23 protein-coding genes are annotated in these 26,083 nt (G+C 36.1%); 15 read left to right on the forward strand and 8 right to left on the reverse strand.

Going from position 1 to position 26,083, the window contains the following annotated elements:
• Positions 1-5 precede the first annotated feature (5 nt).
• The 14 genes from L6469_RS01950 (at position 6) to L6469_RS02015 (ending at position 17,492) form a co-directional block, all read left to right on the forward strand.
• A complete protein-coding gene (locus L6469_RS01950; RefSeq protein ID WP_039870373.1) occupies positions 6-722 on the forward strand; it encodes a tetratricopeptide repeat protein in 717 nt (238 codons plus the stop codon).
• 50 nt (positions 723-772) lie between these two features.
• Positions 773-3,379, forward strand: coding sequence for a BatD family protein (locus tag L6469_RS01955; protein ID WP_006282408.1), 2,607 nt, complete (start codon positions 773-775; stop codon positions 3,377-3,379).
• Positions 3,380-3,429: 50 nt separating this feature from the next.
• Positions 3,430-4,128 carry a phosphatase PAP2 family protein gene (locus L6469_RS01960; protein WP_006282407.1) on the forward strand — a complete coding sequence of 233 codons (699 nt, stop codon included), beginning with the start codon at positions 3,430-3,432 and terminating at the stop codon, positions 4,126-4,128.
• A 12-nt stretch (positions 4,129-4,140) separates the two neighbouring features.
• Positions 4,141-5,415: an S-adenosylmethionine:tRNA ribosyltransferase-isomerase gene (locus tag L6469_RS01965; RefSeq protein WP_006282406.1), complete on the forward strand. Its 1,275-nt coding sequence runs from the start codon at positions 4,141-4,143 to the stop codon at positions 5,413-5,415.
• Between the two features lie 24 nt (positions 5,416-5,439).
• On the forward strand, positions 5,440-6,588 hold the full coding sequence (locus L6469_RS01970) for a DUF2027 domain-containing protein (protein WP_006282405.1): 1,149 nt from the start codon (positions 5,440-5,442) through the stop codon (positions 6,586-6,588).
• A 33-nt stretch (positions 6,589-6,621) separates the two neighbouring features.
• A complete protein-coding gene (locus L6469_RS01975) occupies positions 6,622-8,622 on the forward strand; it encodes an NAD(+) synthase (protein WP_006282404.1) in 2,001 nt (666 codons plus the stop codon).
• A 118-nt stretch (positions 8,623-8,740) separates the two neighbouring features.
• Entirely contained in the window at positions 8,741-12,409 is a 3,669-nt protein-coding gene (gene ileS, locus L6469_RS01980; RefSeq protein ID WP_006282403.1) for an isoleucine--tRNA ligase, read from the forward strand.
• A gap of 75 nt (positions 12,410-12,484) precedes the next feature.
• Positions 12,485-12,868 (forward strand): TraR/DksA family transcriptional regulator, encoded by a 384-nt coding sequence (locus L6469_RS01985; RefSeq protein ID WP_006282401.1) that lies wholly within the window; start codon positions 12,485-12,487, stop codon positions 12,866-12,868.
• Between the two features lie 43 nt (positions 12,869-12,911).
• Positions 12,912-13,583 carry a lipoprotein signal peptidase gene (locus L6469_RS01990; protein WP_027453445.1) on the forward strand — a complete coding sequence of 224 codons (672 nt, stop codon included), beginning with the start codon at positions 12,912-12,914 and terminating at the stop codon, positions 13,581-13,583.
• Position 13,584: 1 nt separating this feature from the next.
• On the forward strand, positions 13,585-14,547 hold the full coding sequence (locus L6469_RS01995) for a DUF4296 domain-containing protein (protein ID WP_006282399.1): 963 nt from the start codon (positions 13,585-13,587) through the stop codon (positions 14,545-14,547).
• On the forward strand, positions 14,547-14,759 hold the full coding sequence (locus L6469_RS02000) for a hypothetical protein (protein WP_006282398.1): 213 nt from the start codon (positions 14,547-14,549) through the stop codon (positions 14,757-14,759). The genes L6469_RS01995 and L6469_RS02000 overlap by 1 nt, the downstream gene beginning before the upstream one ends.
• Positions 14,760-14,781: 22 nt before the next feature.
• Positions 14,782-15,633, forward strand: a complete 852-nt coding sequence (gene nadC, locus L6469_RS02005) for a carboxylating nicotinate-nucleotide diphosphorylase (protein ID WP_006282397.1) — start codon at positions 14,782-14,784, stop codon at positions 15,631-15,633.
• A gap of 35 nt (positions 15,634-15,668) precedes the next feature.
• On the forward strand, positions 15,669-17,321 hold the full coding sequence (locus L6469_RS02010) for a dipeptidase (RefSeq protein ID WP_039870369.1): 1,653 nt from the start codon (positions 15,669-15,671) through the stop codon (positions 17,319-17,321).
• A 15-nt stretch (positions 17,322-17,336) separates the two neighbouring features.
• A complete protein-coding gene (locus tag L6469_RS02015) occupies positions 17,337-17,492 on the forward strand; it encodes a hypothetical protein (RefSeq protein WP_006282395.1) in 156 nt (51 codons plus the stop codon).
• A 27-nt stretch (positions 17,493-17,519) separates the two neighbouring features.
• Here L6469_RS02015 and L6469_RS02020 read toward each other — a convergent pair whose 3' ends face one another.
• The 4 genes from L6469_RS02020 to L6469_RS02035 are packed head-to-tail and all read right to left on the reverse strand — an operon-like array spanning position 17,520 to position 22,502.
• Positions 17,520-18,740 (reverse strand): ABC transporter permease, encoded by a 1,221-nt coding sequence (locus L6469_RS02020; protein WP_006282394.1) that lies wholly within the window; start codon positions 18,738-18,740, stop codon positions 17,520-17,522.
• 4 nt (positions 18,741-18,744) lie between these two features.
• Complete coding sequence (locus tag L6469_RS02025; protein ID WP_006282393.1) at positions 18,745-19,965, reverse strand: ABC transporter permease; 1,221 nt, start codon at positions 19,963-19,965, stop codon at positions 18,745-18,747.
• Between the two features lie 10 nt (positions 19,966-19,975).
• Positions 19,976-20,962, reverse strand: coding sequence for an HlyD family secretion protein (locus tag L6469_RS02030; RefSeq protein WP_006282392.1), 987 nt, complete (start codon positions 20,960-20,962; stop codon positions 19,976-19,978).
• 40 nt (positions 20,963-21,002) lie between these two features.
• Positions 21,003-22,502: a TolC family protein gene (locus tag L6469_RS02035; protein WP_006282391.1), complete on the reverse strand. Its 1,500-nt coding sequence runs from the start codon at positions 22,500-22,502 to the stop codon at positions 21,003-21,005.
• 324 nt (positions 22,503-22,826) lie between these two features.
• Here L6469_RS02035 and L6469_RS02040 point away from each other — a divergent pair, with 324 nt between their 5' ends.
• Positions 22,827-23,762, forward strand: a complete 936-nt coding sequence (locus tag L6469_RS02040) for a DMT family transporter (RefSeq protein ID WP_006282389.1) — start codon at positions 22,827-22,829, stop codon at positions 23,760-23,762.
• Between the two features lie 51 nt (positions 23,763-23,813).
• On the opposite strand, the gene L6469_RS02045 is transcribed toward L6469_RS02040, so the two are convergent.
• The 4 genes from L6469_RS02045 to L6469_RS02060 are packed head-to-tail and all read right to left on the reverse strand — an operon-like array spanning position 23,814 to position 26,080.
• The gene (locus L6469_RS02045) at positions 23,814-24,110 is read right to left on the reverse strand and encodes a PqqD family protein (RefSeq protein ID WP_006282388.1); all 297 of its coding nucleotides are present in this window, start codon (positions 24,108-24,110) and stop codon (positions 23,814-23,816) included.
• A 42-nt stretch (positions 24,111-24,152) separates the two neighbouring features.
• Complete coding sequence (locus tag L6469_RS02050) at positions 24,153-24,632, reverse strand: S24/S26 family peptidase (protein WP_006282387.1); 480 nt, start codon at positions 24,630-24,632, stop codon at positions 24,153-24,155.
• Positions 24,605-25,495 (reverse strand): hypothetical protein, encoded by an 891-nt coding sequence (locus L6469_RS02055; protein ID WP_006282386.1) that lies wholly within the window; start codon positions 25,493-25,495, stop codon positions 24,605-24,607. Before L6469_RS02055 ends, L6469_RS02050 begins: the two co-directional genes overlap by 28 nt.
• Positions 25,496-25,531: 36 nt before the next feature.
• Positions 25,532-26,080, reverse strand: coding sequence for a hypothetical protein (locus L6469_RS02060; protein WP_074548326.1), 549 nt, complete (start codon positions 26,078-26,080; stop codon positions 25,532-25,534).
• Between the last annotated feature and the right edge of the window lie 3 nt (positions 26,081-26,083).

Raw genomic sequence — 26,083 nt, forward strand, 5'->3', positions numbered from 1 at the left:
AGAAAATGAGAGATTGTTATCGCTATATTATATTAATAGTTATGATGGTTTGCACCCTGTCATTACAAGCTCAAAGTGACAGAGGGCTTATTCGTATGGGTAATCGTGCTTTTCATGCTCAGAAATGGACTAAGGCTGAAATTAATTACCGTAAAGCTTTGGCAAAGAATAGTTCAAACTCTCAAGCTCTTTATAACTTGGGTTGTGCCTTGCTGCAACAAGATAAAGACTCTATGGCGGTTGAACAATTTGAAAAAGCAAGTAAAATAGAAAATAATCCTTTCAGACGTTCAAAAAGCTATCATAATATAGGTGTGATTATGCAAAAGCAGCGTCAGTATGCTCAAGCAATTGATGCTTATAAAATGAGTTTACGAGATAATCCAGGCGATAACGAGACGCGTTATAATCTCGCTCTTTGTAAAAAACTGTTGAAAAATAATCCTAATCAACAGAACAAAAAAAATGATAAAAATAAAGATAAGAACAAGAATAAGGATAAAAAGAATCAAAATAATAAAAAGGAAGATCAAAATCAAAATAAGAAGGGGCAAAATCAAGATAAAAACAAAAATCAAAATCAGCGACATGAGCAGAAAATGAGTCGGGATAATGCCGATCAACTTTTGAATGCGGCTATCCAGCAAGAAAAAGCTACAAAACAGAAGATGCAGCGAAATATGTCGCAGCCAAAAAGCCGTAATTTGGATAAAAATTGGTAATTTTGCAAAACAGAATTATGTTATTAAACATAGATATAAATTTTTAGAGGATGAGATTGACTTTACGATATTTCATATTATGTGTATTTTGTGCTTTGAATGCTATTGCACTTAAAGCACAATCTATAACTGTATCTGCTCCATCTCATGTCGCAGCTGGAGAGAATTTTCGTCTGGCTTATACTGTGAATACGCAAGATGTAGAAGAGTTTCGTGCAGGGAATATACCAGGAGCATTAGAGGTACTGGCAGGTCCATATACATCTTCGCAGTCTAGTTTTCAGATGATTAATGGGCATACAAGTAGTTCCTCTTCGGTTACTTATACTTTGTATGCCTCAAAGGATGGCACGTTTAAAATTCCACCAGCTTATGCTATTGTTAACGGAAAGCGTATTCATTCTCATGCCGTGACAGTACATGTCTCTGGCCATGTTTCATCTTCGAATAACCAGCAGCCTTCAATGCATCAGAATAATGTTAATACTTCCCGTATGCAATCTGCTGGTACTCCTATCTCTGGAAATGACTTGTTTATTCGTGTTAGTGCGAATAAAAAACATGTTCATGAGCAGGAGCCCGTACTTCTAACCTATAAGGTATATACTCAGGTGGATTTGACTCAATTGGAGGGTAAAATGCCTGATTTAAAAGGCTTTCATTCTCAAGAGGTTCAGTTACCTCAACAGAAGTCTTTTCATCTAGAAAAAGTTGGAGGCAAAACCTATAAGTGTGTTACTTGGAGTCAGTATGTTATGTATCCTCAAATGACAGGAAAACTGACAATACCTAGCATTACTTTTAATGGTATTGTTGTTCAAGAAAATAGAAGTGTAGATCCGTTTGAGGCTTTCTTTAATGGAGGTTCTGGTTATGTTGAAGTAAAAAAGAGTATAAAAGCTCCTAGTATTGATATAACTGTAGATCCGTTACCTAATCGTCCTACAGATTTCTCTGGTGGAGTTGGTAAATTTAATATCTCTGCGCAGTTGGATAAAAGGGAATTGAAATCGGGTAATCCTATTAATCTTCGTATTGTAGTAGGGGGTATTGGTAACTTAAAGTTGATAAAGCAGCCTATAGTTAATTTTCCTAAGGATTTCGATACTTATGATCCCAAAGTTACCGATAAGACAAAGTTGACTGCGAATGGTTTGGAAGGTAATATGGTTTATGATTTTATGGCTGTTCCTAGAAATCAAGGTACTTATACTATTCCATCTGTTACTTTTACTTATTATGATGTTACACAGAATGCGTACAAAACAATTAAGACTCAGCCTTTTACAATTCATGTAGAGCGAGGTGATGGTGGCTTAAGTTCTTCTGCAGATTTTACTCAAGATATCGATAAGGATATTCATGCTATAAAGAAGGGACCTGTTGAACTTAGTAAAAAGCATGATTTCTTCTTTGGCAGTACTTCTTATACGATTTGGCTGACTATTTGTATCTGTATCTTTGTAGCATTGCTTATTGTTTTCCGTCAGCGTGCGTTGGAAAATGCCGATATGGTAGGGAAGCGTAGAAACAGAGCAAATAAAATTGCTAGTAAACGACTTAAGAAGGCCAGTCAATTGATGTTTAAAAATAGACAGGCAGAATTTTATGATGAAGTTCTAAGAGCACTTTGGGGATATGTCGGTGATAAATTAAATATGCCAGTAGTAACCCTTTCTCGTGATAATATTCAGGATAATTTGGCGAATAATCATGTGGATAGTGAAACTATTAAAAAGTTTGTTAGTGCTTTAGACGAGTGTGAGTTTGAACGTTATGCTCCTGGTGATCCAACTGGTAATATGAATAAGACATTTGAATCTGCTATGACTGCAATTGAACATATTGAGGATTCTCTTAAAGCTTCTAAAAAAGCGAGAAAATCAGGATTTCATACTTTGTTGTTGCTTTTTGCTTTTGTAATGGTATCATTGTCTGCACAGGCTGCGCCAAAGAGCAGTGCAGATGCTGCAAGTAAAAAAATTGCTGATTCTGAATATCTTCGTGGAAATTATCATCAGGCAATCAAAGATTATAACGAAATATTGAAACGAGGAGTATCTGCCGATATATATTATAATTTAGGTAATTCTTATTACCGTACAGACAACCTTACTCAGGCTATCTTGGCTTATGAGCGAGCTTATTTACTTGCACCAGGTGATGCTGATATCCGATTTAATCTTCAATTTGCAAGTAGTAAGACTATCGATAAAATTACACCGATTAATGAAATGTTTTTTGTTACATGGTATCATTCTTTGGTTAATTTTACGAGTGTGGACAATTGGGCTTGCATGGCTATTGGTTTTATCATTGTAGCTTTGGTTCTTACTTTGATATATTTGTTCTCATATAATATCCTGATGAGGAAAATTGGTTTCTTTGGTGGTATTCTCTTTATCGTATTATTCCTAATGGCCAATTTGTTTGCTTTTCAGCAGAAGCAGACGCTTCTGAATCGATCCGGAGCTATAGTCATTGCTCCTACAGTAAATGTTATGAAGACACCTTCGACAAATAGTACACAATCTTTTGTAATTCATGAAGGAACTCATGTTGATATTACAGATAAGACAATGAAGGATTGGAGAGGTATAAAACTAGCAGATGGTCGTGAAGGATGGATTGAAACGAAACAAATAGAAGAAATATGATTATTTCTATTTTGGTTTATTTACGGAAATTAGTATTATTATAAGGTGAAATGGACTTTAATGGTCTTTTAGATATAGATAGAGCAATCTTACTATTTTTTAATGGAAGTGAAAGCCTCTTTTTAGATGGAGTGGTTGTGTCATTAACAAATGGCTTGACATGGATTCCACTCTATATGGCATTATTGTTTCTTGTTATTAAAAATAATGAGAATATGGCTCAAATTATGTTGGCAATAGGTTGTGCTTTCCTATGTGTATTCTTAGCTGACGGAATGACTGATGGTATTATTAAACCGTGGGTTGGACGGTTGCGTCCTCTTAATGATCCAGCATTTAAGAGTTCTTTGGATTTGGTTGCTAATGTAAGTGGGGATAAATTTAGTTTTTTCTCTGCTCATGCTGCTAATACAATGTCTATTGCCATATTTTTTTGTCTTTTGGTAAGAAGCAAAGTCCTTAATTATACGCTTTTTTCATGGAGTTTAATTAATTGCTGGACAAGACTATATTTGGGGATGCATTATCCAAGTGATATTATTTGTGGAATCTTATGGGGATGTGTTGCTGGTGCAATAGGTTATGTAGTCTTTAAAAATGTTTATCGTAGGATTTCAACAAATGCAAATTATATATCCTGTCAGTATACACAAACAGGATATGATTTGGATGATATCAATATGGTATTGACAGTAGTATCTTTTATCTTAATATATGTTGTGATGAAAGGAATTTTATTTACTTTTTAAATTGTGCGAGAAATGGAAACAAAACATATAAAAATAAGTGATTATAGTTATGATTTGCCTGATGAAAGAATAGCAAAATTCCCTCTAAGTCAGCGTGATCATTCTAAACTTTTGTTGTACAAGCATGGTGAAGTTAGTGAAGATGTATTTTATAATATTCCTAACCATCTTCCTAAAGGTGCACTAATGGTTTGTAATAATACTCGAGTTATTCAGGCTCGTATGCATTTCCGTAAAGCAACTGGAGCTTTAATCGAAGTGTTCTTAATGGAACCTGCTGCACCTACTGATTATGAATTAATGTTTCAAACGACAGGTCATTGTGCTTGGCTATGTATGATAGGTAATCTGAAAAAGTGGAAAGAAGGTTCTCTTAAACGTGATTTTTCCATTAATGGTCATGAGTTTACGTTGGTAGCATCCCTTCGTCGTGGCGAAGCTTTGACTCCAGAACAAGAAAAGTTGACTACTCATTCTGGTGGAACTAATTACTGGGTAGATTTTGAGTGGAATACTGAAAAAGTAAATTTTGCTGAAATTCTTGAAGCTGTCGGGGAACTGCCAATACCACCATATTTGAACAGAGAAACTCAAGAAAGCGATAAGACAACTTATCAAACTGTTTATAGTAAAATAAAAGGAAGTGTTGCTGCACCTACTGCTGGTCTTCATTTTACAGATTCTGTTTTGTCGGACTTAGATAAACATGGAATTGTACGTGATGAGGTTACCCTTCATGTTGGAGCGGGAACATTTAAACCTGTAAAAAGTGTAGAAATAGATGGACATGAGATGCATACAGAGTATATTGTAGTGCATCGTCATACCTTTGAGAGACTTTTGGAACATGATTGTAGTGCTATTGCTGTTGGTACAACAAGTGTTCGTACTCTTGAAAGTCTTTATTATATGGGTGTCTATTTGGAACATCATCCTGATGCTTCAGAAGACGAGTTGCATGTCCATCAATGGACTCCTTATGACGATGGGCGAGATGGAAAACTTGTAGATGGAATTACGGCTGTGAAAGCTATGCAAAATATCTTAGATTATTTGGATCGAAATAATTTGGAAGCGTTACATAGCAGCACCCAAATTATTATAGCTCCAGGTTATGAATATAAGATAGTTAAGATGCTTATAACTAATTTTCATCAGCCACAAAGTACTTTACTTCTTTTAGTTAGTGCATTTTTGAAAGGAGATTGGCGAAAGGTTTATGATTATGCTTTAAGTCATGAGTTTCGTTTCCTTAGCTATGGAGATAGTTCTCTGCTGATTCCTTAATTACTAATTATATCAAGGTAAGTTATGAAAGTTAAAATCGGTGATAAAGTAAGATTTTTGTCAGAAACTGGTGGTGGAAAAGTTGCCGGTTTTCAAAAAGGTAATATCGTATTGGTAGAAGATGAAGATGGCTTTCAGATTCCAACACCAATTACTGATATTGTTGTAGTAGAGCAGGATGATTATAGCATGGGTAAAATGATCAATGAAAAGATGGATGCTCGTGAGGCAGCCGAAGCTCATGCTAATACAGAACTTGCACATGATAGTCGTAGTATCAAGTCTATGTTGAGTGCTCATGATGAAGCCGTGTCCATGGAGGTTGATGATTATGATCCGGCTGATCGTGAAATTACTTTTCAAAAGCAAGTTGAGGAACGTCAGGGAGGTAATAAACTTTCTGCTTTCTTAGCATTCGTTCCTAAAAATATCAAGGAATTTGAAAAAACAGAGTTTGAATGTTACTTGGTTAATGATAGCAATTATTATCTTCAGTATGTGTATTTTATTTCTGAAGGTAATGCGTGGACATTGAAAGCGCAGGGTGTTGTTGAACCAAATATGAAACTTTTTATAGAAGATGTAAATAGTGAGAATCTGAATGATTTAGGTCGTGTTGCTATGCAAATGATGGCTTTTAAAAAGGATAAGCCGTTCTTATTGAAACCAGCAATAGATGTTCAATTCCGTATTGATCCTATTAAGTTCTATAAGTTTCATGCTTTTGAAGAAAATGATTTCTTCGAACAGCCTTCATTACTCTATACAATCGTTGATAATGATGAAGTCGCTCGTCCATTGATAATTGACAGTAAACGTTTGAAAGCTCAAATGTATAAGGACGATGCTGTTGTGGCGCAGACGGAGAAAAAGAAGACTGTGAAAGATGATGGAACAATTATTGTGGATTTACATGCAGATGAAGTCTTGGAAACTACTCAGGGTATGAATTCTGCTGATATTCTTCATTATCAGATAGACTACTTTAAGAAAATAATGGATGAAAATAAAAAGAAAAAAGGACAAAAAATTATTTTTATCCATGGTAAAGGAGAGGGTGTGCTACGTCAAGCTTTAGTGCACGAATTGAATTATCGTTATAAGAATTGTACCTATCAAGATGCTTCTTTCCAAGAATATGGTTATGGTGCAACTCAGGTAACAATCCGCTAATTTAGAATTGTTAATATGATAAGCAATGTCAATATGAACTACGGTTTTATTAAAGTCGCTTCAGCAGTTCCTAATGTGAAAGTTGGCGATATCGAATATAATACACACGAAATAGAAAGTATTATAGCTCAAGCAGAGGGTAAGGGTGTTGAAATAGTTGTTTTCCCAGAACTTTCGATAACAGGCTATAGTTGTCAGGATTTGTTTGGGCAGCAACTTCTTTTGGAAGCATCTGAAAATGCGATATTGATGTTGCTTGATTTTACTCGAAAATTGGATATTATCGCTATTGTAGGTGCTCCTGTTGCGGCTAATGGCTTACTCCTAAATTGTGGCGTAGTTATTCAGAAAGGGCAGATTCTAAGTATTGTTCCAAAAACATATTTACCAAATTATAGCGAATTCTATGAGAAGCGTTGGTTTGCTTCTGCACAGGATTTAAAAAACATGAGTATCCGTTATGCAGGTCATACTTTACAACTTACTCCTGATGTTCAACTCTTCAGAACAGCAGATGGTGTTCAGTTTGGTATAGAAGTTTGTGAAGATGTTTGGGCTCCGGCACCGCCAAGTAATAAATTAGCTTTGGCAGGTGCAGATTTGATTTTTAATCTTTCTGCTAGTGATGAACTAATTGGAAAGCATGCTTATCTAAAGAGTCTGTTGGCGCAACAAAGTGCACGTACTATGACTGGATATATTTATAGTAGTTGTGGTTTTGGTGAAAGTACACAAGATGTTGTTTATGGGGGCAATGCGCTAATATATGAAAATGGACAATTGCTAGAAGAAGGTGATCGCTTTTCTGTTTCATCACAAATGGTTGTAAGCCAGATTGATGTGGAAAAACTTCGTAGTGAACGACGTACCAATAGTACGTATGTAAATGCTCAGCGTAATATCAAATATTCAGAATTGAATGGGCAATTTGCTATTCGAACGATTGATGCTAAATCGAGTGATATAATTCATGACTTTAAGTTAGAGCGAAAGGTTAATGCTCATCCTTTTATTCCTACGTCTTCAGATATGAATGCATCTTGCGAGGAAATTTTTAATATTCAGACCATGGGTTTGGCCAAACGTTTGGTTCATACTCATTGCAAGACCGTTGTTATAGGAATTAGTGGAGGATTAGATTCAACGCTGGCTTTGCTCGTATGTTGCAGAACGTTTGATCGGTTGGGACTTGACAGAAAGGGAATTGTTGGCGTAACCATGCCTGGTTTTGGTACAACAGATCGTACTTTTAACAATGCTATATCCTTGATGAATGGTTTGGGAATCACTATTCGTGAAATAAGTATAGCTAAATCGGTAACGCAGCATTTTGAAGATATCGGTCATGACATATCGGTGCATGATATCACTTATGAGAATGGACAGGCTCGTGAACGAACTCAAATTCTGATGGATTTGAGTAATCAACTTGGTGGAATGGTTATCGGTACAGGTGATTTGTCTGAATTAGCATTAGGTTGGGCGACTTATAATGGTGATCATATGAGTATGTATGGCGTAAACTGTAGTATCCCCAAAACATTGATAAAATATTTGGTACGCTATGTTGCTATGACTTCAGTTGATGAAACTTCGAAAGAAACGTTGTTAGATATCATTGATACACCAATAAGTCCAGAATTAGTACCTGCTGATGAAGATGGTAATATCAAGCAGAAAACAGAAGATCTTGTAGGACCTTATGAGTTACATGATTTCTTCTTGTATTATTTCTTGCGTTTTGGTTTTCGTCCAAAGAAAATCTATATGCTGGCACGTCATGCTTTTGAGCAACCTACTTCTGATACAGTTAAAGAAACGAAAGGGGCTGATCTTGGAGGAAAATACGATGATGAAACTATAAAAAAGTGGTTAAAAGTCTTTGTTCGTCGTTTCTTTAATCAGCAATTTAAGCGTAGTTGTCTGCCTGATGGCCCAAAGGTAGGAAGTGTCAGTTTGAGTCCACGTGGTGATTGGCGTATGCCTTCTGATGCCGTTTCTACAATATGGTTAAAGGATTTAGAGAATCTATAATGAATAGTTACAAATAGAGTGCAAAGTTATGTAGTTCATAAATTATTTGGTGAAAAAAATATTTTTGTGTAACTTTGCGCTCATTAAAAAATATTACGTAATAAATAAAGATCATATCATGGCTAAGAAATTTGCCGAACATAACGGTCTTGATCTTGTTAAGACCAATAAAGACGTTTTAGCAGAGTGGGAAAAGAATGATATTTTCCACAAATCTATTGATGAGCGTGAAGGATGTCCTCAATTTATTTTCTTTGAGGGACCTCCATCTGCTAATGGTCATCCGGGTATTCATCATGTCCTTGCTCGTTCTATCAAGGATACTTTTAATAGATACAAAACTATGCAAGGATTCCAGGTTCATCGTAAGGCTGGATGGGATACTCATGGACTTCCTGTAGAACTTGGTGTGGAAAAAGAATTAGGTATCACGAAAAAGGATATTGATAATAAGGCTTCAGAAAAGTATATTTCAGTAGAAGATTACAATAAGAAATGCCGTGAAAATGTCATGATGTTTACTCAGGAATGGCGTACTTTGACAGAAGAAATGGGCTATTTCGTGGATCTTGATCATCCTTATATTACCTATGACAATAAGTATATTGAAACACTATGGTGGTTGTTGAAACAACTCTATAATAAAGGTTTACTTTATAAGGGCTATACTATTCAACCTTATTCTCCTGGAGCAGGTACTGGCTTATCTTCTCATGAATTGAATCAGCCTGGTTGCTATCGTGATGTTAAAGATACAACTGTTACTGCTCAATTTGCTATTCAACCAGCTGATTGGGAAGTTTTGAAAACTAAAAGTCAGAGTTTGAAGCATGCAAAAGAGTGGGGTGCTCCTTATTTCTTAGCTTGGACAACAACACCTTGGACTTTAGCTTCTAATACAGCTCTTTGTGTAGGTCCTAAGTTTGATTATGTGGTTATTCAAACTTATAATCCATATAATGCAAAAAAGATGACCCTCATCATGGCTAATGATTTGGTTAATGCTTATTTGAAGCCTGAAGGTCAAGTTACGGATGATGGCGAACTGCCAGAATATCAGCATGGTGATAAATACGTACCTTATAAGATTATTGCTCATTTTAAAGGAACAGACCTTGAAGGTATACACTATCAGCAGTTAATGCCATGGGTTAAGCCTTGTGAAAAAATTGGCGATTTTGCACCTTCATTTGTTAATGAATATGCTGCGGCGCATCCTGAAAAGGTATTTGCCAGTGAGGATGGGCGCGATAAGTTTGTGGAAATGGCTGATGAGGCCTTCAGAGTTATATTGGGTGACTACGTGACAACTGATGATGGTACTGGTATCGTACATATTGCGCCTACTTTTGGTGCTGACGATGCTAAGGTTGCTAAGGATGCTAATATCCCTGCTCTTTATCTTATTTCAAAGAAGGGAGAAACTCGTCCTATGGTTGATCTCCAGGGTAAGTATTACTTAGTAGACGATCTTGATGTTAATTTTGTAAAGGCTTGTGTAAATGATGTATATAGTCACCATGCAGGTGATTATGTAAAGAATTCATACGATCCGAAATATAATCCTGATGGCGTTTGGGATAAGAAAGCTAGTGAAAAGGCTGAAGATCTTAATGTCATCATTTGTATGGAGATGAAGCAGGAAGGTACTGCGTTCAAGATAGAGAAGCATGTACACAATTATCCTCATTGTTGGCGTACAGACAAGCCAATTCTCTATTATCCACTCGATAGCTGGTTTATTAAAGACACAGCTAAAAAAGAGCGTATGGTAGAGTTAAACAAAACAATCAACTGGCAGCCAGAATCAACTGGTAGTGGTCGTTTTGGTAATTGGCTTGAGAACTTGAATGACTGGAATCTTTCTCGTTCACGTTTTTGGGGTACTCCATTGAATATTTGGCGTGATGAAAATCGTAATGCTAAGTGTATTGGTTCTTTAGAGGAGTTATATGCAGAAATCGAAAAGTCTGTTGCTGCAGGTGTTATGACTTCTAACCCTTTGAAGGATAAAGGTTTTATTCCTGGTGATTACAGTCAGGAAAACTATGATAAGATAGATTTACATCGTCCATATATTGACCGTATAATATTGGTAGATGAGGAAGGTAAGCCTATGTATCGTGAGAGTGACTTGATTGATGTTTGGTTTGATTCTGGTTCAATGCCTTATGCACAGCAGCATTACCCATTTGAGGGAGCTATGAATGCTGAGGCTTTGGCTGCTACAGGCAAGAGTGAAGCCGAGTATCGAGAAGAATTGGTACATAGCACATATACAGGTATCCCTGTACCTCCAGCTTATTATCCAGCAGACTTCATTAATGAGGGTGTAGACCAAACTCGTGGTTGGTTCTTCACTTTGCATGCGATTTCAACCATGGTATTTGACCAGGTTGCCTTCAAAAATGTTATTTCTTCAGGTTTAGTACTTGATGCAAAGGGTAACAAGATGAGTAAGCATGTAGGTAATGTTACCAACCCATTTGAGATGATTGATAAGTATGGCGCTGATCCTGTACGCTTTTACATGCTTACAAATAGTGAACCATGGGATAATTTGAAGTTTGATCCTAATGGTGTAGATGAAACGCGTCGTAAGTTTTTTGGAACTCTTTACAATACCTATTCTTTCTTTGCACTTTATGCAAATGTTGATAATTTTGATGTAGATGCTCCACAGGTAGCTTTCGAAAAGCGTCCAGAGATAGATCGTTGGATTCTCTCATGTCTTAATACATTAGTTAAAAATGTACAGAAGGAGTTGGATAGTTATGATCCTACACGTGCTGGTCGTTTGATCGAATCTTTTGTTAATGACGACTTGAGTAACTGGTATGTTCGTTTGAATCGTAAGCGTTTCTGGGGTAAAGAGATGAGCGAAGACAAACTGAGTGCTTATCAGACTCTCTATGCTTGTTTGATGACTGTGGCTAAGGTTGTTGCTCCATTTGCGCCGTTCTTCGCAGATCAATTATATAAGGATTTGGGCGGTAATTTGGCTAGTGTCCACTTATCACAGTATCCTGCTGTAGATGAGACAGCAATTAATGTTGATTTAGAGGCACGTATGGCTATCGCTCAGAAGATTACTTCTATGGTTCTTGCTCTTCGTCGTAAGGTAAATATCAAAGTTCGTCAGCCACTTCAGCAGATTATGATACCTGCAGTTAACGATGAGCAAAAGGCTCATATCGAAGCTGTAGCTGAACTTGTGAAAAATGAGGTGAATGTCAAGGAACTTAAGTTTGTTGAGGGTCAAGGTATTCTCGTCAAGAAGGTAAAATGCAATTTCCGTGTTATGGGTAAGAAGTATGGTAAACTTATGAAGGGAGTTGCTGCTCATATGAGTACTTTGAGCCAGGAACAGATAGCTTTGCTTGAGCAGAATGGTTCTTATTGCTTCGAACTTGAAGATCAGTCAATTACTGTTGATGTAGCTGATGTCGAGATTATATCTGAGGATATTCCAGGTTGGCTGGTCTCTAATGAAGGTAATCTTACAGTTGCTCTTGAAGTGGAATTGACTGAGGAGTTGAAAAAGGAGGGTATGGCTCGTGAATTAATTAACCGAATCCAAAATATTAGAAAGGATTCTGGGCTTGAGATTACTGATCGTGTCCAAATAACTCTTGCTCCTCAAGAAGAGGTAGAGAAAGCCGTTGAGGCATATGCTGAATTAATTAAAGGACAGGTGTTGGCCAATAGTATAACTATTGCTGATAATGATGGAGTTGCAACTGAGTTTGATGACTTTTCTATTAATATCAAAGTTGTAAAAGATTAATATTAATGCGATAATTGGGGGAGAGAGAAAACGATCTCTCCCCAATTTATTATTAACCTTATAAAAATAATTATTATGACTACAGCCAAAAAACGTTATTCAGATGAGGAACTTGCAGAGTTTAAAGCTATTATTGATGACAAATTAGCTTTAGCTCGACGTGACTATAAGGATATGATGTCACAGTTAGACAATTCCGTTAGTAATGATGTTGCTGATACGTCTCCGACTTATCACGCTGTGGAGGAAGGAACTGAAGTGCAATCAAAGGAAGATCTCCTAAGAATGGCTCAGCGTCAACAAAAGTTTATTAAAGGTCTTGAAGCCGCACTTATTCGAATCCAGAATAAAACTTATGGAGTTGACCGAGTTACAGGAGAGCTCATTCCGAAAGAACGATTACGTGCAGTTCCACATGCCACACTTAGTGTGGAGTCAAAAAATGCACGAAGACACTGATTAAGTTACTTTGCATGATTTAGAATCATGTATATATTTGAATATGAATAATTTTTTGAAAAATCATAAAGGTTGGCTCGCCATACTCATTGTAGTCATTTCATTGATTATTGATCAAGTTATAAAGATTAATGTTAAGACATCAATGAGTTTGGGCGAGTCTATTCGTATTACAGACTGGTTTTATATTAACTTTATCGAAAATAATGGTATGGCTTGGGGCATGACTTTTTTTAATAAGATGGTGCTCAGTTTGTTCCGTTTAGTTGCTATATCTTTGATAGGTTATTATTTGTATGGGCAAATAAAAAAGAATGCGCGTTTGCGTTATGTTGTTTGTTTGGCTCTTATTTTAGCAGGTGCATTTGGAAATATGGTTGATTCAATGTTTTATGGATTGATTTTCAATGCATCTTCACCTTATTATGTATCTTATTTTGTTCCATTTGGTCAGGGCTATTCTTCTTTCTTGTTGGGTAAAGTAGTAGATATGTTCTATTTTCCTTTGATTGTAGCAACGTGGCCTGACTGGTTTCCTTTTTGGGGTGGTGAAGAGTTTGTCTTTTTTAGTCCTGTGTTTAATTATGCCGATGCTTGTGTCAGTGTTGGTGTGATTAGTATGCTGCTTTTTTGTCGAAAAGATCTAGATGATTTAAGTACTTCTTTTTCTACTAAGCGTAATAAAAAGAATCCTGTAACAGAGGAGGATAAGTAATATGTTATATACATTGAAAGTATTTTTAAAGCTTGTTGGTTCCTTCTTTGTACTGCTTTTATTTTTGCAGTCTTGTAAGCCAGGTATTCCTAGTGAATATTTGTCTAGTGATGAAATGGAGGATATTTTATATGATTATCATATAGCTCAGGCAATGGCTGATAACCAGAGAGGTGGAAGTGGTGCCGATATGATAACATATCGTGTTGCCATACTCAAAAAGTACAATGTCACAGAAGCTGAATTTGATAGTTCAATGGTATATTATTCGCGTCATACAGAGTTGCTTCATGATGTTTATAAAAATCTTGTGGATAGATTGAAAAACGAAAGTGTTGCATTAGGAGCGGACGCTAATGATTTACAACGTTATGGTGATGTTGCATCTGGTGATACCACAAATATTTGGAATGGCAATAATGCTTTAATTCTTTCTCCAAACAAGCCTTTTAATTTAGAAACATTTTCGTTACCTGTAGATTCTGCGTATCATAAGGGTGACCGTATACTTTTTGACTTTGATGCACAGTTCTTATATCAAGACGGAATGCGTGATGGCATTGTCGTTTTAGCAGTTACTTTTGCCAATGATAGTGTAGCTTCTCAATTGCTTCATATCCAAAATAGTCAGCATTTCAATATACAGCTTGAAGATCGCGATCGAGTCGGTATCAAAGCCATTAAGGGCTACTTTTTGTTGGGACAAGGTAATGATGTGGGAAGTAGTGAGACAACTTTGCGATTGCTAATCATAGATAATATAAAAATGGTTCGTATGCATATACGAGAATCTATTACTTCTACAAACCTTTCATCTGATTCTTTACAGCAATCTCGTTTAGACTCTAGTCATATACCGGCTCCTGGTTCATCTGTTCCTGATGAGTCTCTTGGATCTGCTAGAGTTTTAACTCGAGTTGTAAAAGCAGAAGATGCAGTGAAAATGAAAGTAGAGAAAAAATAATGGCTAGTCGTCGTTTTGCAGCACATATTGTAGAGTTAGCTGATCATTCATTATATCAAGCTTTTGTTACGCTTGTTGATGGTATTGTTGTAGATTATTCAGAATTTTCTGATGAAATGCCAATGACAGAATGGTTAGGTGGAAAAATTGAAATACATTATGATGAGTTTCATGTGCTTAGAGCTTATTGGAATGGTAGAATGTTAGAATAAAAAATATTAAAACTTGGATTTTATGTTAAGTGTAGATGAATTGGAGGAGAGATTAATCGACCTCGCTTTTGCAGAAGATATTGGTGATGGTGACCATACAACTCTTTGTTGTATTCCGGAAAATGCTGTGGGTAAGAGCCATTTATTGATAAAAGAAGATGGTATACTTGCAGGTGTAGAAATTGCAAAAAAAGTATTTGCTCGTTTTGATCCAACATTGCAGGTTGATGTATTAATTACTGATGGAACTCCTGTTAAAGTTGGTGATATTGCAATGGTTGTAACTGGTAAAACTAGAAGTTTGCTTCAGACAGAGCGTTTGATGCTTAACATCATGCAGCGTATGAGTGGTATTGCTACCATGACAAATAAGTATGTAAAGTTACTTGAAGGCACAGGTACTCGTGTCCTCGATACTCGCAAAACAACTCCTGGCCTTCGTATCTTAGAGAAGCAGGCTGTTAAGATTGGTGGTGGTATGAATCATCGTATCGGACTATTTGATATGATTCTGCTTAAAGATAATCATATCGACTTTGCTGGAGGTATTGCAAATGCAATTAATCGTTGCCATGAGTATCTTAAGGAAAATAATCTTGATCTAAAAATTGAAATAGAAGTTCGTGACTTTGATGAACTTCAGCAGGTTCTTGATTGTGGTGGCGTTAACCGAATCATGTTGGATAACTTTACTCCAGAAGATACTCTTAAAGCTGTTAAAATCATTGATCATCGTTACGAAACAGAGTCTTCTGGTGGCATTACTTTTGATACAATTCGTAGTTATGCCGAACAAGGAGTAGATTTTATCTCTGTAGGTGCTTTAACTCATTCAGTTAAGGGGCTTGATATGAGCTTTAAGGCTTGTGATTAATTATGCATTGCATATTTTTTAGTTGATTTCAAAATATGAAAAGAATTTTGATCAGTTTTGTATGTGCCATTTTGGGATTATATACCTCAATGGCATGTACAAATTTTATAGTAGGTAAGTCTGCATCTGTTGATGGGTCGGTGATTTGTAGTTACAATGCAGATTCTTATGGTATGTATATAGGTTTATGTCATTATCCTGCGGCTAAGCATGCTAAGGGTGAAATGCGTAAGATTGTAGATTGGGATACTCATAAATACCTTGGTGAAATACCAGAAGCTGCAGAAACTTATAATGTGATAGGTAATATCAATGAATTTCAAGTAACTATAGGGGAAACCACTTATGGAGGCAGACATGAGATGGTTGACACTACAGGAATTATTGATTATGGAAATTTAATTTATATTGGTTTGCAGCGAAGCAAGACAGCACGTGAAGCAATTAAGGTTATGACTTCTTTAGTCGAAAAGTATGGTTACTATTCAGAAGGTGAAACTTTCACTATTTGTGATCCTAATGAAGCATGGATTCTTGAGATGCAAGGCTGCGGTGGTGATAAACATAATAAAGTTGTATGGTGTGCAGTTCGTATCCCTGATAATGCTATTTGTGCTCATGCTAACCAAAGTAGAATAGGTGTATTCTCTGCTTATAAAACAGAAGTACTTCATAGTAAAAATGTTGTTAGTTTTGCTCGTAATAAAGGATGGTATGTGGGTAAGGATAAGGACTTCTCTTGGAAGAATACCTATGCTTTCCCAGATTTTGAAGGTCGACGCTTTTGCGATGCACGTGCTTGGAGTTTCTTCAACCATTTTCATGATATGAGCCGCTGGCTTCCTTGGGCTCTTGGAAAGGATGCAAATGCTGAAGATATGCCTCTTTGGATTTTGCCTAATCGTAAATTAAGCGTTCAGGATGTGGAAATGTGTATGCGTGACCACTATGAGGGTACTCCATTGTCTGTAGCTGATGGTGAAGATATTGGTGGAGGTCTTTGGGAAATGCCTTATCGCCCAAGTCCACTTACTTTTGAGGTTGATGGTAAGCAATATTTTAATGAGCGACCAATAAGTACACAGCAGACAGGTTTTACATTTGTTAGTCAGATGCGCAATTGGTTGCCTCGTCAAATTGGTGGTGTTCTATGGTTTGGCAATGATGATGCCAACATGATTGCGTATACTCCTATTTATTGTGGTAACACGATTCAGCCTGAGTGCTATAACACTCCCGGTGCTGATGATGTAACTTTTTCTGATAAAAATGCTTTCTGGGTATGTAACTGGGTTAGTAATATGGTGTATCCTAGATATTCTATGCTATTTCCAACTCTGAAACAAGTTAGAGACAGCCTAGAAAATTCATATTTTAAAGATCAGAAGCAAGTTGAAGCAAATGCTTTACAACTTTATAAGAAAAGTTCAGAGGAAGCAGTCAAGTATCTGAATAGTTATAGTAATGATAAGGCTCAGTCGATGCTATCAGATTGGAAAAAAATGGCTTATTATATGATTGTTAAATACAATGATATGGTAGTAAAACCAGAAGAAAATGGAGCCTTTAAAATGACTAAAGAGGGTATTGCAGCTCCTACTATACGTCCAGGTTTCTCTAAGAGTTATTTTAGAGAGGTTATTAAGCAGACTGGTGATAAGTTTGCTGTTCCTGAAGTAAAAAAATAAATACTGTCTTTTATTATGGACTTTAATAAATTTGGTTCATCTGGGGAGTATCGTCGTGATGAACTTATAAGAATTATCGAACATAGTGTTGAACATCTAACAAGAGGTGAATTAGAAGCTCTTTATTATGATTTAATATCAAAAGGTTATATAAAAGAAGGTAAGCAGTAATTGCTTACCTTCTTTTATATGTTTATTTTATTGTTCATCTTCACATGGTTGTTTTGTTCGTTGAATATGGTGATGATAAACTAAGCAAGATGCGATAAAATAAATACCAGTTTGCAGCCAGAGAGCAAGATATTCAGTTTGAATATCTGACATGTCTGCTCCCATACTGCTTAATTTAAGGAAGGCTCTAATACCAAATGTTGATGGAATTAGCCAACTAATTCCCTGCCAGATTCCTGGTATATTGCTTAGAGGCCAACTAACGCCAGCTAAGAATAAGAATGGTACTGATGTAAATACAACAAGTAACATTACATTTTCTCGATATCTAATGGTACATGAAAGCATTAGACCAAAGAAAATTGCAGCTAATAAGTATGGGACCATGATTGTAAGTAAATCCCACTTGTTTATTAAAGTAGTAAAGTGAAAGAATCTTGGTACACATAAGCAGATATATGCAGCCATAACGGCATATACCATGAGGTAGCTTAAACCCTTACCAGTAATGATGGGAATAGCACTACTATAATGTGGACTGTTAGGAACCAGATGGTTTCCTGGATTTTTTTCACGAGCAGTTCCTGCTAATAAGCCAATGCCCAATAACAAAGTTTGTTGCAATATTAATACAAGAACACCTGGTAGTAAGGCATTGCCATATCCACCTGTTGTATTGAAGATATTGACTTCATCAAATTCAAGAGGTTTTGTGTTGATTTCTTCATCGCGAGAAGTGAAACTAAATGATTTGGGTTTCTGTATTTCTGTATTCATATCGAGTGATACAGACTGTGTAGCTTGATAAATAGCTTTGTATGTCAGCATTAAACTCATATCACAATAGCAACCTATATGGCTTTGCTCACCTCGACCAATAGCTCTCTCAAAATCTTCAGGAAAATAAATAACTCCATGTACAACTTGTTTTCCAACAAGATCTTTAGCTTCTTGTATATTATTGCAAAAATAAGTTGTTTTAACATCAGGTGTTGCATCTAATTTTTGTATAAACTCTCTACTCTTTGAGGAATGAGACATATCTACGATTGCAACAGGAACATCTCTAACAACTTCATTATTATATATCCATGAGTATAGTAGGGGATAGGCAAGAGGCACAACTACCATAAAGATAAGAGCACCTTCATCCTTGAAGATGTTTTTTAATTCTACCCACCATACATAGATAATGTCTGTTATGAAACTTGTACACTTTTCTATTATATTATTATCGGTCTTATTCATAGCTTTATGGCATATAAACATATTCAACCATGGCTTTTTTAATGTGCCAGGTAACTAATATTGGTAGGCATGCAAAGATTGTGAGTGCAGTTATGTCCCACCATGCATCAGATAATGGATAACCATTAAACAGGTTCATTTGGTATATCATGTAATAATGACGTAATGGGAAGAGCTGTGCTACTGCTTCTATGATAGAATCCATCGCAAATACAGGAAAAGTTGCACCACAAGCGGAGAACCCTACTACTCCCCATAGAGAGCTAATACTCATTGACATGCGTAATGATGGTGCAATACCAAAAGCAAATACTCCAAAACCTTGGGCTGCTACTACAGTCAAAAAGGCTAGAAGTATTATTACTTTTAAGCCTCCTGGATGTGGAAAACAGAGATGTCCATATAAATACCACATATATCCCATCATTATGGAGAAGAAGATTACAAACTGAAAAAGTAGTTTTCCAGTTAATGCAATCCAAATATTGTTATTAGCCATAGCTAACCATTCATGGTTAAGTCCAAATTTTAATTCCGTTCCGATGGAATAGGTAGTTATAAGAAACATGAGAAGCATAAGAACACCAGGAATCATGACACTACTGAGATAGACATTATAGTTTGCCCATGGATTTCCAATCATGTGTAAGTCAACAGTTGTAGGTTGTAAAAAAGCCATAATTTCGCTTTCACTTTTTCCAATCATATTGAGCTTGGCTTTACCTATTGCAGCTGAACCTAGACTGCTTACGGTTTTTAGATCTTTAAATAGCATATTTCCTGCTACCATGACAACACTGCTATAATAGAATGAAATTTTAGGCTGTCTTTTGCCCAATAAATCTCTAGTTGTACCTTCTGGAAAGTAGATAAAAGCATATATGTCGCCTCTTTGAATGGCTTTACGAGCCTCTGCAACGTTAGAATAGTGGTCGGTTATTTGAGTTGATTCAAAACTGTCTAAAGTCCTTATTAATTCACGAGTAGTTGAAGTGTTATCTAGGTCAACAACACCGCAAGGCATATCGGTAGGTACGCCCTCGTTCATGAGTGATGTAAAGAAGAGGATTACGATGATAGGGAAGATAACACCACAAAAGAGATAAACAGGATTTTTTGTAATAAATCCTGCTTCTCGATAGGCTAATCTTCCTATACACTGCAGAATGTTAGCTTTTTTTTGCTTTGAGCTATCTAAACATGTATGTTCTCTGTCTTCTGTCATTTCATTCTTTTTATTTTTTTACGATAAGAGACATGCCTGGGCGAAGTCCTTCAAATTTGTTTATAGGACGTGCTTTAACTTGAAAAGTCTTCAAGTCGTATTGCCCCGTAGTCTTGGTTGCCTTCCATGTAGCATATGATCCAGCATCCTTCATAGCATAAACTTTCATTTTAATATCTTTGTTAAAAGCAGGAACAAATGCTGTAAAAGTGTCTCCAATCTTTAGACCTTTAAGTTCGTCTTCACGTACATTAAAGGTTCCCCACATATCATCCATTATAGATATACTCATAATTGGGCTTCCAAGTCCAACAAGTTCACCAACTTTTGGATAAATAGTACTTACTTCACCATCATGTGTGGCAACTTGAATAGTTTCTTTTAATACAGATTTTACGACGTTAACAGCGCTTCTGGCAGCTTTAGCTTGTTCTATAGCAGCCTCTTTTTGTTGAGCTCTAGCACCATTTTTAGCTAATTCCCACTGTGATTTAGCTGCAGCAACAGCAGCTTTAGCAGCAGTATAGGCAGCCTGAGCTTCATCGCGTTTCTGTCCTGTTACAACACCTTCAGCATATAAACGGTCTGTTCTACCAAATGTTTTTTCAGCAATGCCCATGGCAGCAACTGCTTGTTGATATAGTTGGTATGCAGCTTCTACGGTTTCTTTACGTGTAGGAGCTTCAACTAAGTCACTTAAAGCCTCTGTTGCTCCAGCAGTTGCTTTTGCTACGTCTTCTTGTGCATTTATCTCGGGTATCTCAAGTATGGCTAGAGTATCGCCTTTGTGTACTATTTCTCCTTCTTGTACACGAATTTCCTTGATACGACCAGGAAGTTTACAAGAAACTCTATATTCGCTGACTTCTAGCGATCCCTGTATTGTAGTCGGTTCTCTATCCACGGTGAAGTATCCAATTGTACCTACAATAACGATTACACTTATAAAACCGCCAATGGCTAGTAATATATTTCTATGTTGTGATGTTTTTGACATATTTTTTATTTTTCTATATTCTGTTGTACGTTAATTAGTTCTATTTGAATAAGCCTAAAGCTTTATTGAGAGTTATTTGTGAGAGTTTAACATCAATATCAGAGTCGAGAATTTCGGTTTGGGCTTTTACCCAAGCTGTTTGTGCTTTCATGACGTCAGTAACGCTCATGACTCCTTCTTTAAAACCTAGATTAGCACAACGCAAGTTTTCCTGAGCAGCCTCCATATTTTTTCGTGCCATATTCAGTTTTTTGGTTGCCTCGTTAACTTTGAATCGGCTTTGAGCAACTTGTAGACTTATCTTGCCTTTTACGTCATTCAATTCCAATAAGGCTATTTGAGTCATACCTTTGCTGGTACGTATACGATATCTACTATCAAACCAATTCCATACTGGTATTTGAACGAGAATTCCAACGTTCCAAACACCAGAGAATTTTTTTTCAAAGCCGTTAAATATATTCGGATTACTTACCATATATCCGCCCGTGAGAGCGATATGTGGTAAATATAGTGCGCGTGTTAATTTTATGTTTTGCTCTGAAATATCAACCATATTTTGCAACAATCTAACCTCAGGTCGAGCTTGAAAACTTGTGTCAGTTGTCGTAGCTATATTAGTTTCGGTAGATTCTGAAAAATTTTTGTTTTCGTCTTCTAGTACGATACCTTCATTAAGATCTATTCCGCAGAGTTGACAAAGAGACATTTTAGCTAGGGCTACACCATCTTGTAATCGTGTAATATTCATGTCGGCTTCATTTACAGCTACTTCAACTTTTAATCCGTCTGATTTTGTAGCTAGTCCCTCCTTGATGAGTTTATGGACATCATTATTTAATTTGCCAAGGAGTTCTCGATATTGCAATGCAAGTTTTTCCTTGTTTTTAAGAGAAACGGTTAACCAATAGGCATTGTCTACAGCATAGAGAACATTTTGTTGTTTGTTGTCCATATTGTTAATAGCCATATCTTTGCCAATTTTAGCGATATTATTAGCTGCAATGATTGCACCTCCCATGTAAATTGGCTGTCTCAGCATGATGCTTGCTGCCCAAATATTTCGTGTGTCTGTACGTAGTGCATCTTTTACTTTATTCCCAATAGTGTTGCCGTTTTCTGCAGCTCCATTCAGGTCTTGGCCAAGTTGCTGTCCTAATTGCTGTGCTGTTTGAGCCGGTAAAATGCCACTTTGTACTAATCCGCCTAAAAGTTCACTTACTCTAGAAGTTAATCCGTTTCCCATTTGAGAAACTATGTTTGAACCAAGTCCAGATAGTGCTGATTTTTGATCAGCGTTGAGTAGTGAGATTTCCTTTGAGAAAAGTTCATATCCGCCCAATGCGTCTACTTTGGGGAGATATTTTGTTTTTGCCGACTTTTGAACGTTTTCTGCAATATCAACTGCAACTTTAGATATTTGTAATTGCTTGTTGTTATCAAGAGCTAGTTTGCGGCAATATTGGAGTGATAACGTATTTTGTGCTCCAACATACTCGAAAGAACTTAATAAAGCTATTGTTATAAATATTTTTCTCATGTATAACAAGTATCTATTATAATATTATTGCAAAGTTACCTTTTTTTTATGATAATATAATGTCATAACCGTTAAAAAACTATTTATATGTAAGGTGGTGTAGTAATACCCGAAAAAGCGAACTGATTACATGAAGTCGCGAACAATATTTTTATTTAGTTTTTACGTAGTTTTGTTTATGAGTACATAATTTATTCCAGTATGTTGATTTCATATTATATCCAGATTTTATAGAATTACTTGTTACAAGGTACTTATTTATTTTGTCAAAAGTGTAAAAATGGTTATCTTTGCATCGTTTACGAACATATTAAGTAAAAATATATGCAATTTATAGGTGAAATTATTTCAATAGGTGTAGCTTTCAGTTGGACAATAACTGCAATGGCATCAGAAGTTGCAACCAAGAGAATGGGTGTTTTTGTCTCTAATGTATGGCGAATGTTATTGGCATTCTTGTGTTCTGCTTTTTTTATGTATTTTTTTACAGGAACTTGGTTTCCTGTTTATGCAGATGGAGGAACATGGTTATGGTTACTTTTTTCTGGAGTTGTCGGATATTTTTTTGGTGATTGGTGTCTATTTAATAGTTATATATGGATAGGAAGTCGATATGGTCAACTTTTTATGACAATAGCTCCAATGGCTGCAGCTTTTGCTGCATGGTTTACACTTGGGCAGCAGCTTTCTTGGCAATCTCTTGTTGCTATGATGGTAACATTGTTGGGAATTGCAATTACTGTATTGGGCCGTGGAGAAGGTAAGAAAGTAAAATTAAATTTGCCTTGGCAAGGAGTTCTCTTTGGCTTGGGTGCAGGTTTGGGACAGGGCATAGGATTAGTTTTGTCTAAGATAGGGCTTGATCGATATACGGCAGGTGTTCCTCATGAGCTATTGCCTCAGTTAGAAAACTATCTTCCTTTCTCGGCAAATATGATTCGATGTATAGCAGGTTTTATATGTTTTTTTATTTGGTTATTGGTTCGTGGTGAGTATTCACAGCTTAAGAAAAGTCATCGTGAACATAAGGGAATGGGCATGTTATTGCTAGCGGTTTTATTTGGTCCTTTTTTAGGAGTAGGTTTTTCTCTGATGGCTGTTCAGCATACTGCGGCAGGTATAGCTTCAACATTGATGGCTACAACTCCTATTATTATTCTTTTGCCTAGTTGGTATTTCTTTCATCAGAAATTGACACTTAAGGTTGTTGCAGGTGCTGTGATTTCTGTGCTTGGTGTCTCTTTATTTTTCTTATTATAGAGATGGAATCAATACTATTCAAATATGTAAGGGGTTGTGTCTTATTATGACTCACCCCTTTGTAATTTCAACTTTATTATCGCATTCTATGATGCCGGCTTGCATCCATTGTTTGATAAGTGCATGACAGTCAGTTAAGGCTTTCTCTTTGCTTACTTCATATTCTTCTATTAATAATTCTGCCAAAGTTTCTTCTGTAAAGTTTATATTCTGTATTTTTTCCCACAGATAGACTGAACTTTCGTTCATGCTAATAATCTTGCTGAAGTCGATATTTTCAGCACCCTCAGCGATGATAATGCTTTCTCCGCATATGTTTTTGAGGAAGAATCCACTTTTTGCTCTCATTAGTTTTCTGTTTTGCTTATAATAATATAATTAGTAACGTTCTTATTTTGTCTCGAAAAGAGGTATCCATAATATTCGATAGAACGCAAGGAGATAGCGTCTAATAGGAAATAGTGCACACCATACTTTTGAATATAATTTCCATTTCATGCTGTTAGTTGAGTCCATATTTTTCTTTCCTTTCCGATAGAATCCTACTGCATATCCTTTGATGTTTTCCGATTTACAGTATTCACATGTTAAATTGCCATCACCACGTAGTACAATATTTTCACCAATTATTTTAATAATTCGGTGTAAAGCATAATTTTGAGGACTAATTTCTGCTAATACTACGTCTCCTATTTTCAGTTTGTCAGGTTTGCGAAGAATAGCTTTATCTCGGTTATTTTCCAAAAATGGTCGCATAGAATATCCTTTAAGTTTAATAGTAACAGTATGTCCTTGTTCCAGAAATTTTATGATTTCAGGAATGAAAATAGAATTTGCGAATTTCAATTCTTGGATATGATCTTCTGACATATTATTGCAGCTTCTTCGTTAGGTAAACAATGTAAGGTATATATAGATGTGGTCTCTATAATATGAGCTATTGTATTGCAGGTATGATGAAAAATAACTTGATCCCACTTCATTGTACTACATGCTGGCAATAGGGATGCAAAGGCTTCTGCTGGTCTAACTTGTTCTATGCTGTTTTGCGACGCTCGATCTATTCTTGTTATTGCACCTAATTTTGCTTTTATATTGCGATAGCATGGTGTTTTACCGCTCCAAGGACTACCGTAAATGAAAGGCTTTCCATTGATAATGCGTAAAATCGGATTATCATCGTTCATTAAATCACAACCTTCAATGTTTCTCAACCATAAACTTACGTGTGTACTTTTTCCTACGCCGCTCTTGGCAATAAAAGCATATCCATAGCCATCTTTTCTTACAAGTGAGGCATGAAGTAAAAGTGTTTGGTGGAAGCTTCCGGCAAATGCAAATACTAACATCAGTGCATTGTTTATACCAAAGCGCTGCATGGCAAAAGTGCCACGTAAAGCGCAATGACATTCTGAAAAGTCTTTATTTGAAATGAGTAAAGCACATTTGTTTCCTTCAATATCTTTAATAATATACTGGTATCCTCCATTATCGAGCAAATCTACTGTTGTATTTCCATTTCCTGTATCGAATGTACGAATTGGAGTTACTTTTTCCTTTGGATAAGGACATAGATGGTTGTCTATGGTAAAGTCAAAAAAAAGTTTTCCTTTGGGCTTTTCTTGTCGAAAAGGCTCAAAGGAAGATAATATATATTGTGGATGATATCTCGTATTTGAAAAATGAATTCGGATATCATATTCAGCAATGTTGTAGTAATAAACATTACTCATATTTGTGTTTTTTAAAGCAGAAAATCAAATGTATGATTACATCATATCGCCGCCCATAGGTGGCTGATTAGGCATTCCTTCTTGAGGTTTTGCTCCTAAAGTTGGTCGTTTTCTAGTATTTTCTTTTTTCTTCTTAATTTTCTTTTCTTTTTTTGTTTCGGCGTTTTGTTCTTCAGCTTCGTAAGGTGCAATAGATTTGAATGCAAAATCTTCACGCTTCAGATATCTTACATCAAAATTTTCTTTTTTGGCATTAAGATATTTGTTCAAGGTTTTTTGGTATTTCTTCTGAGCTTTTTTAGCTGTTGTTGCAAAAGAAACAATACATGTTCTGTTAGGTTCACCATGGTTTGCAAGAAAATCTCTAAGTTGGTATGAATAATTGTCTCGGCTTATAAGAAAATTATTACTTGTTTCAATCCATGCAGAATCTACCTGTTGTACATCGGTAAAATAGATGGTTGAGTCATTAAACGAAGCTGCAACTCCATACATATAAAGAGTTGTTTGCTTATTCTTGGCATTTGCACAGAATGCTGATATCACATAAAGTGCTACTAACAGAGTGTATTTTATAAATTTCATTTA

The sequence above is a fragment of the Segatella baroniae B14 genome (assembly GCF_022024235.1).
Classification (GTDB): domain Bacteria; phylum Bacteroidota; class Bacteroidia; order Bacteroidales; family Bacteroidaceae; genus Prevotella; species Prevotella bryantii.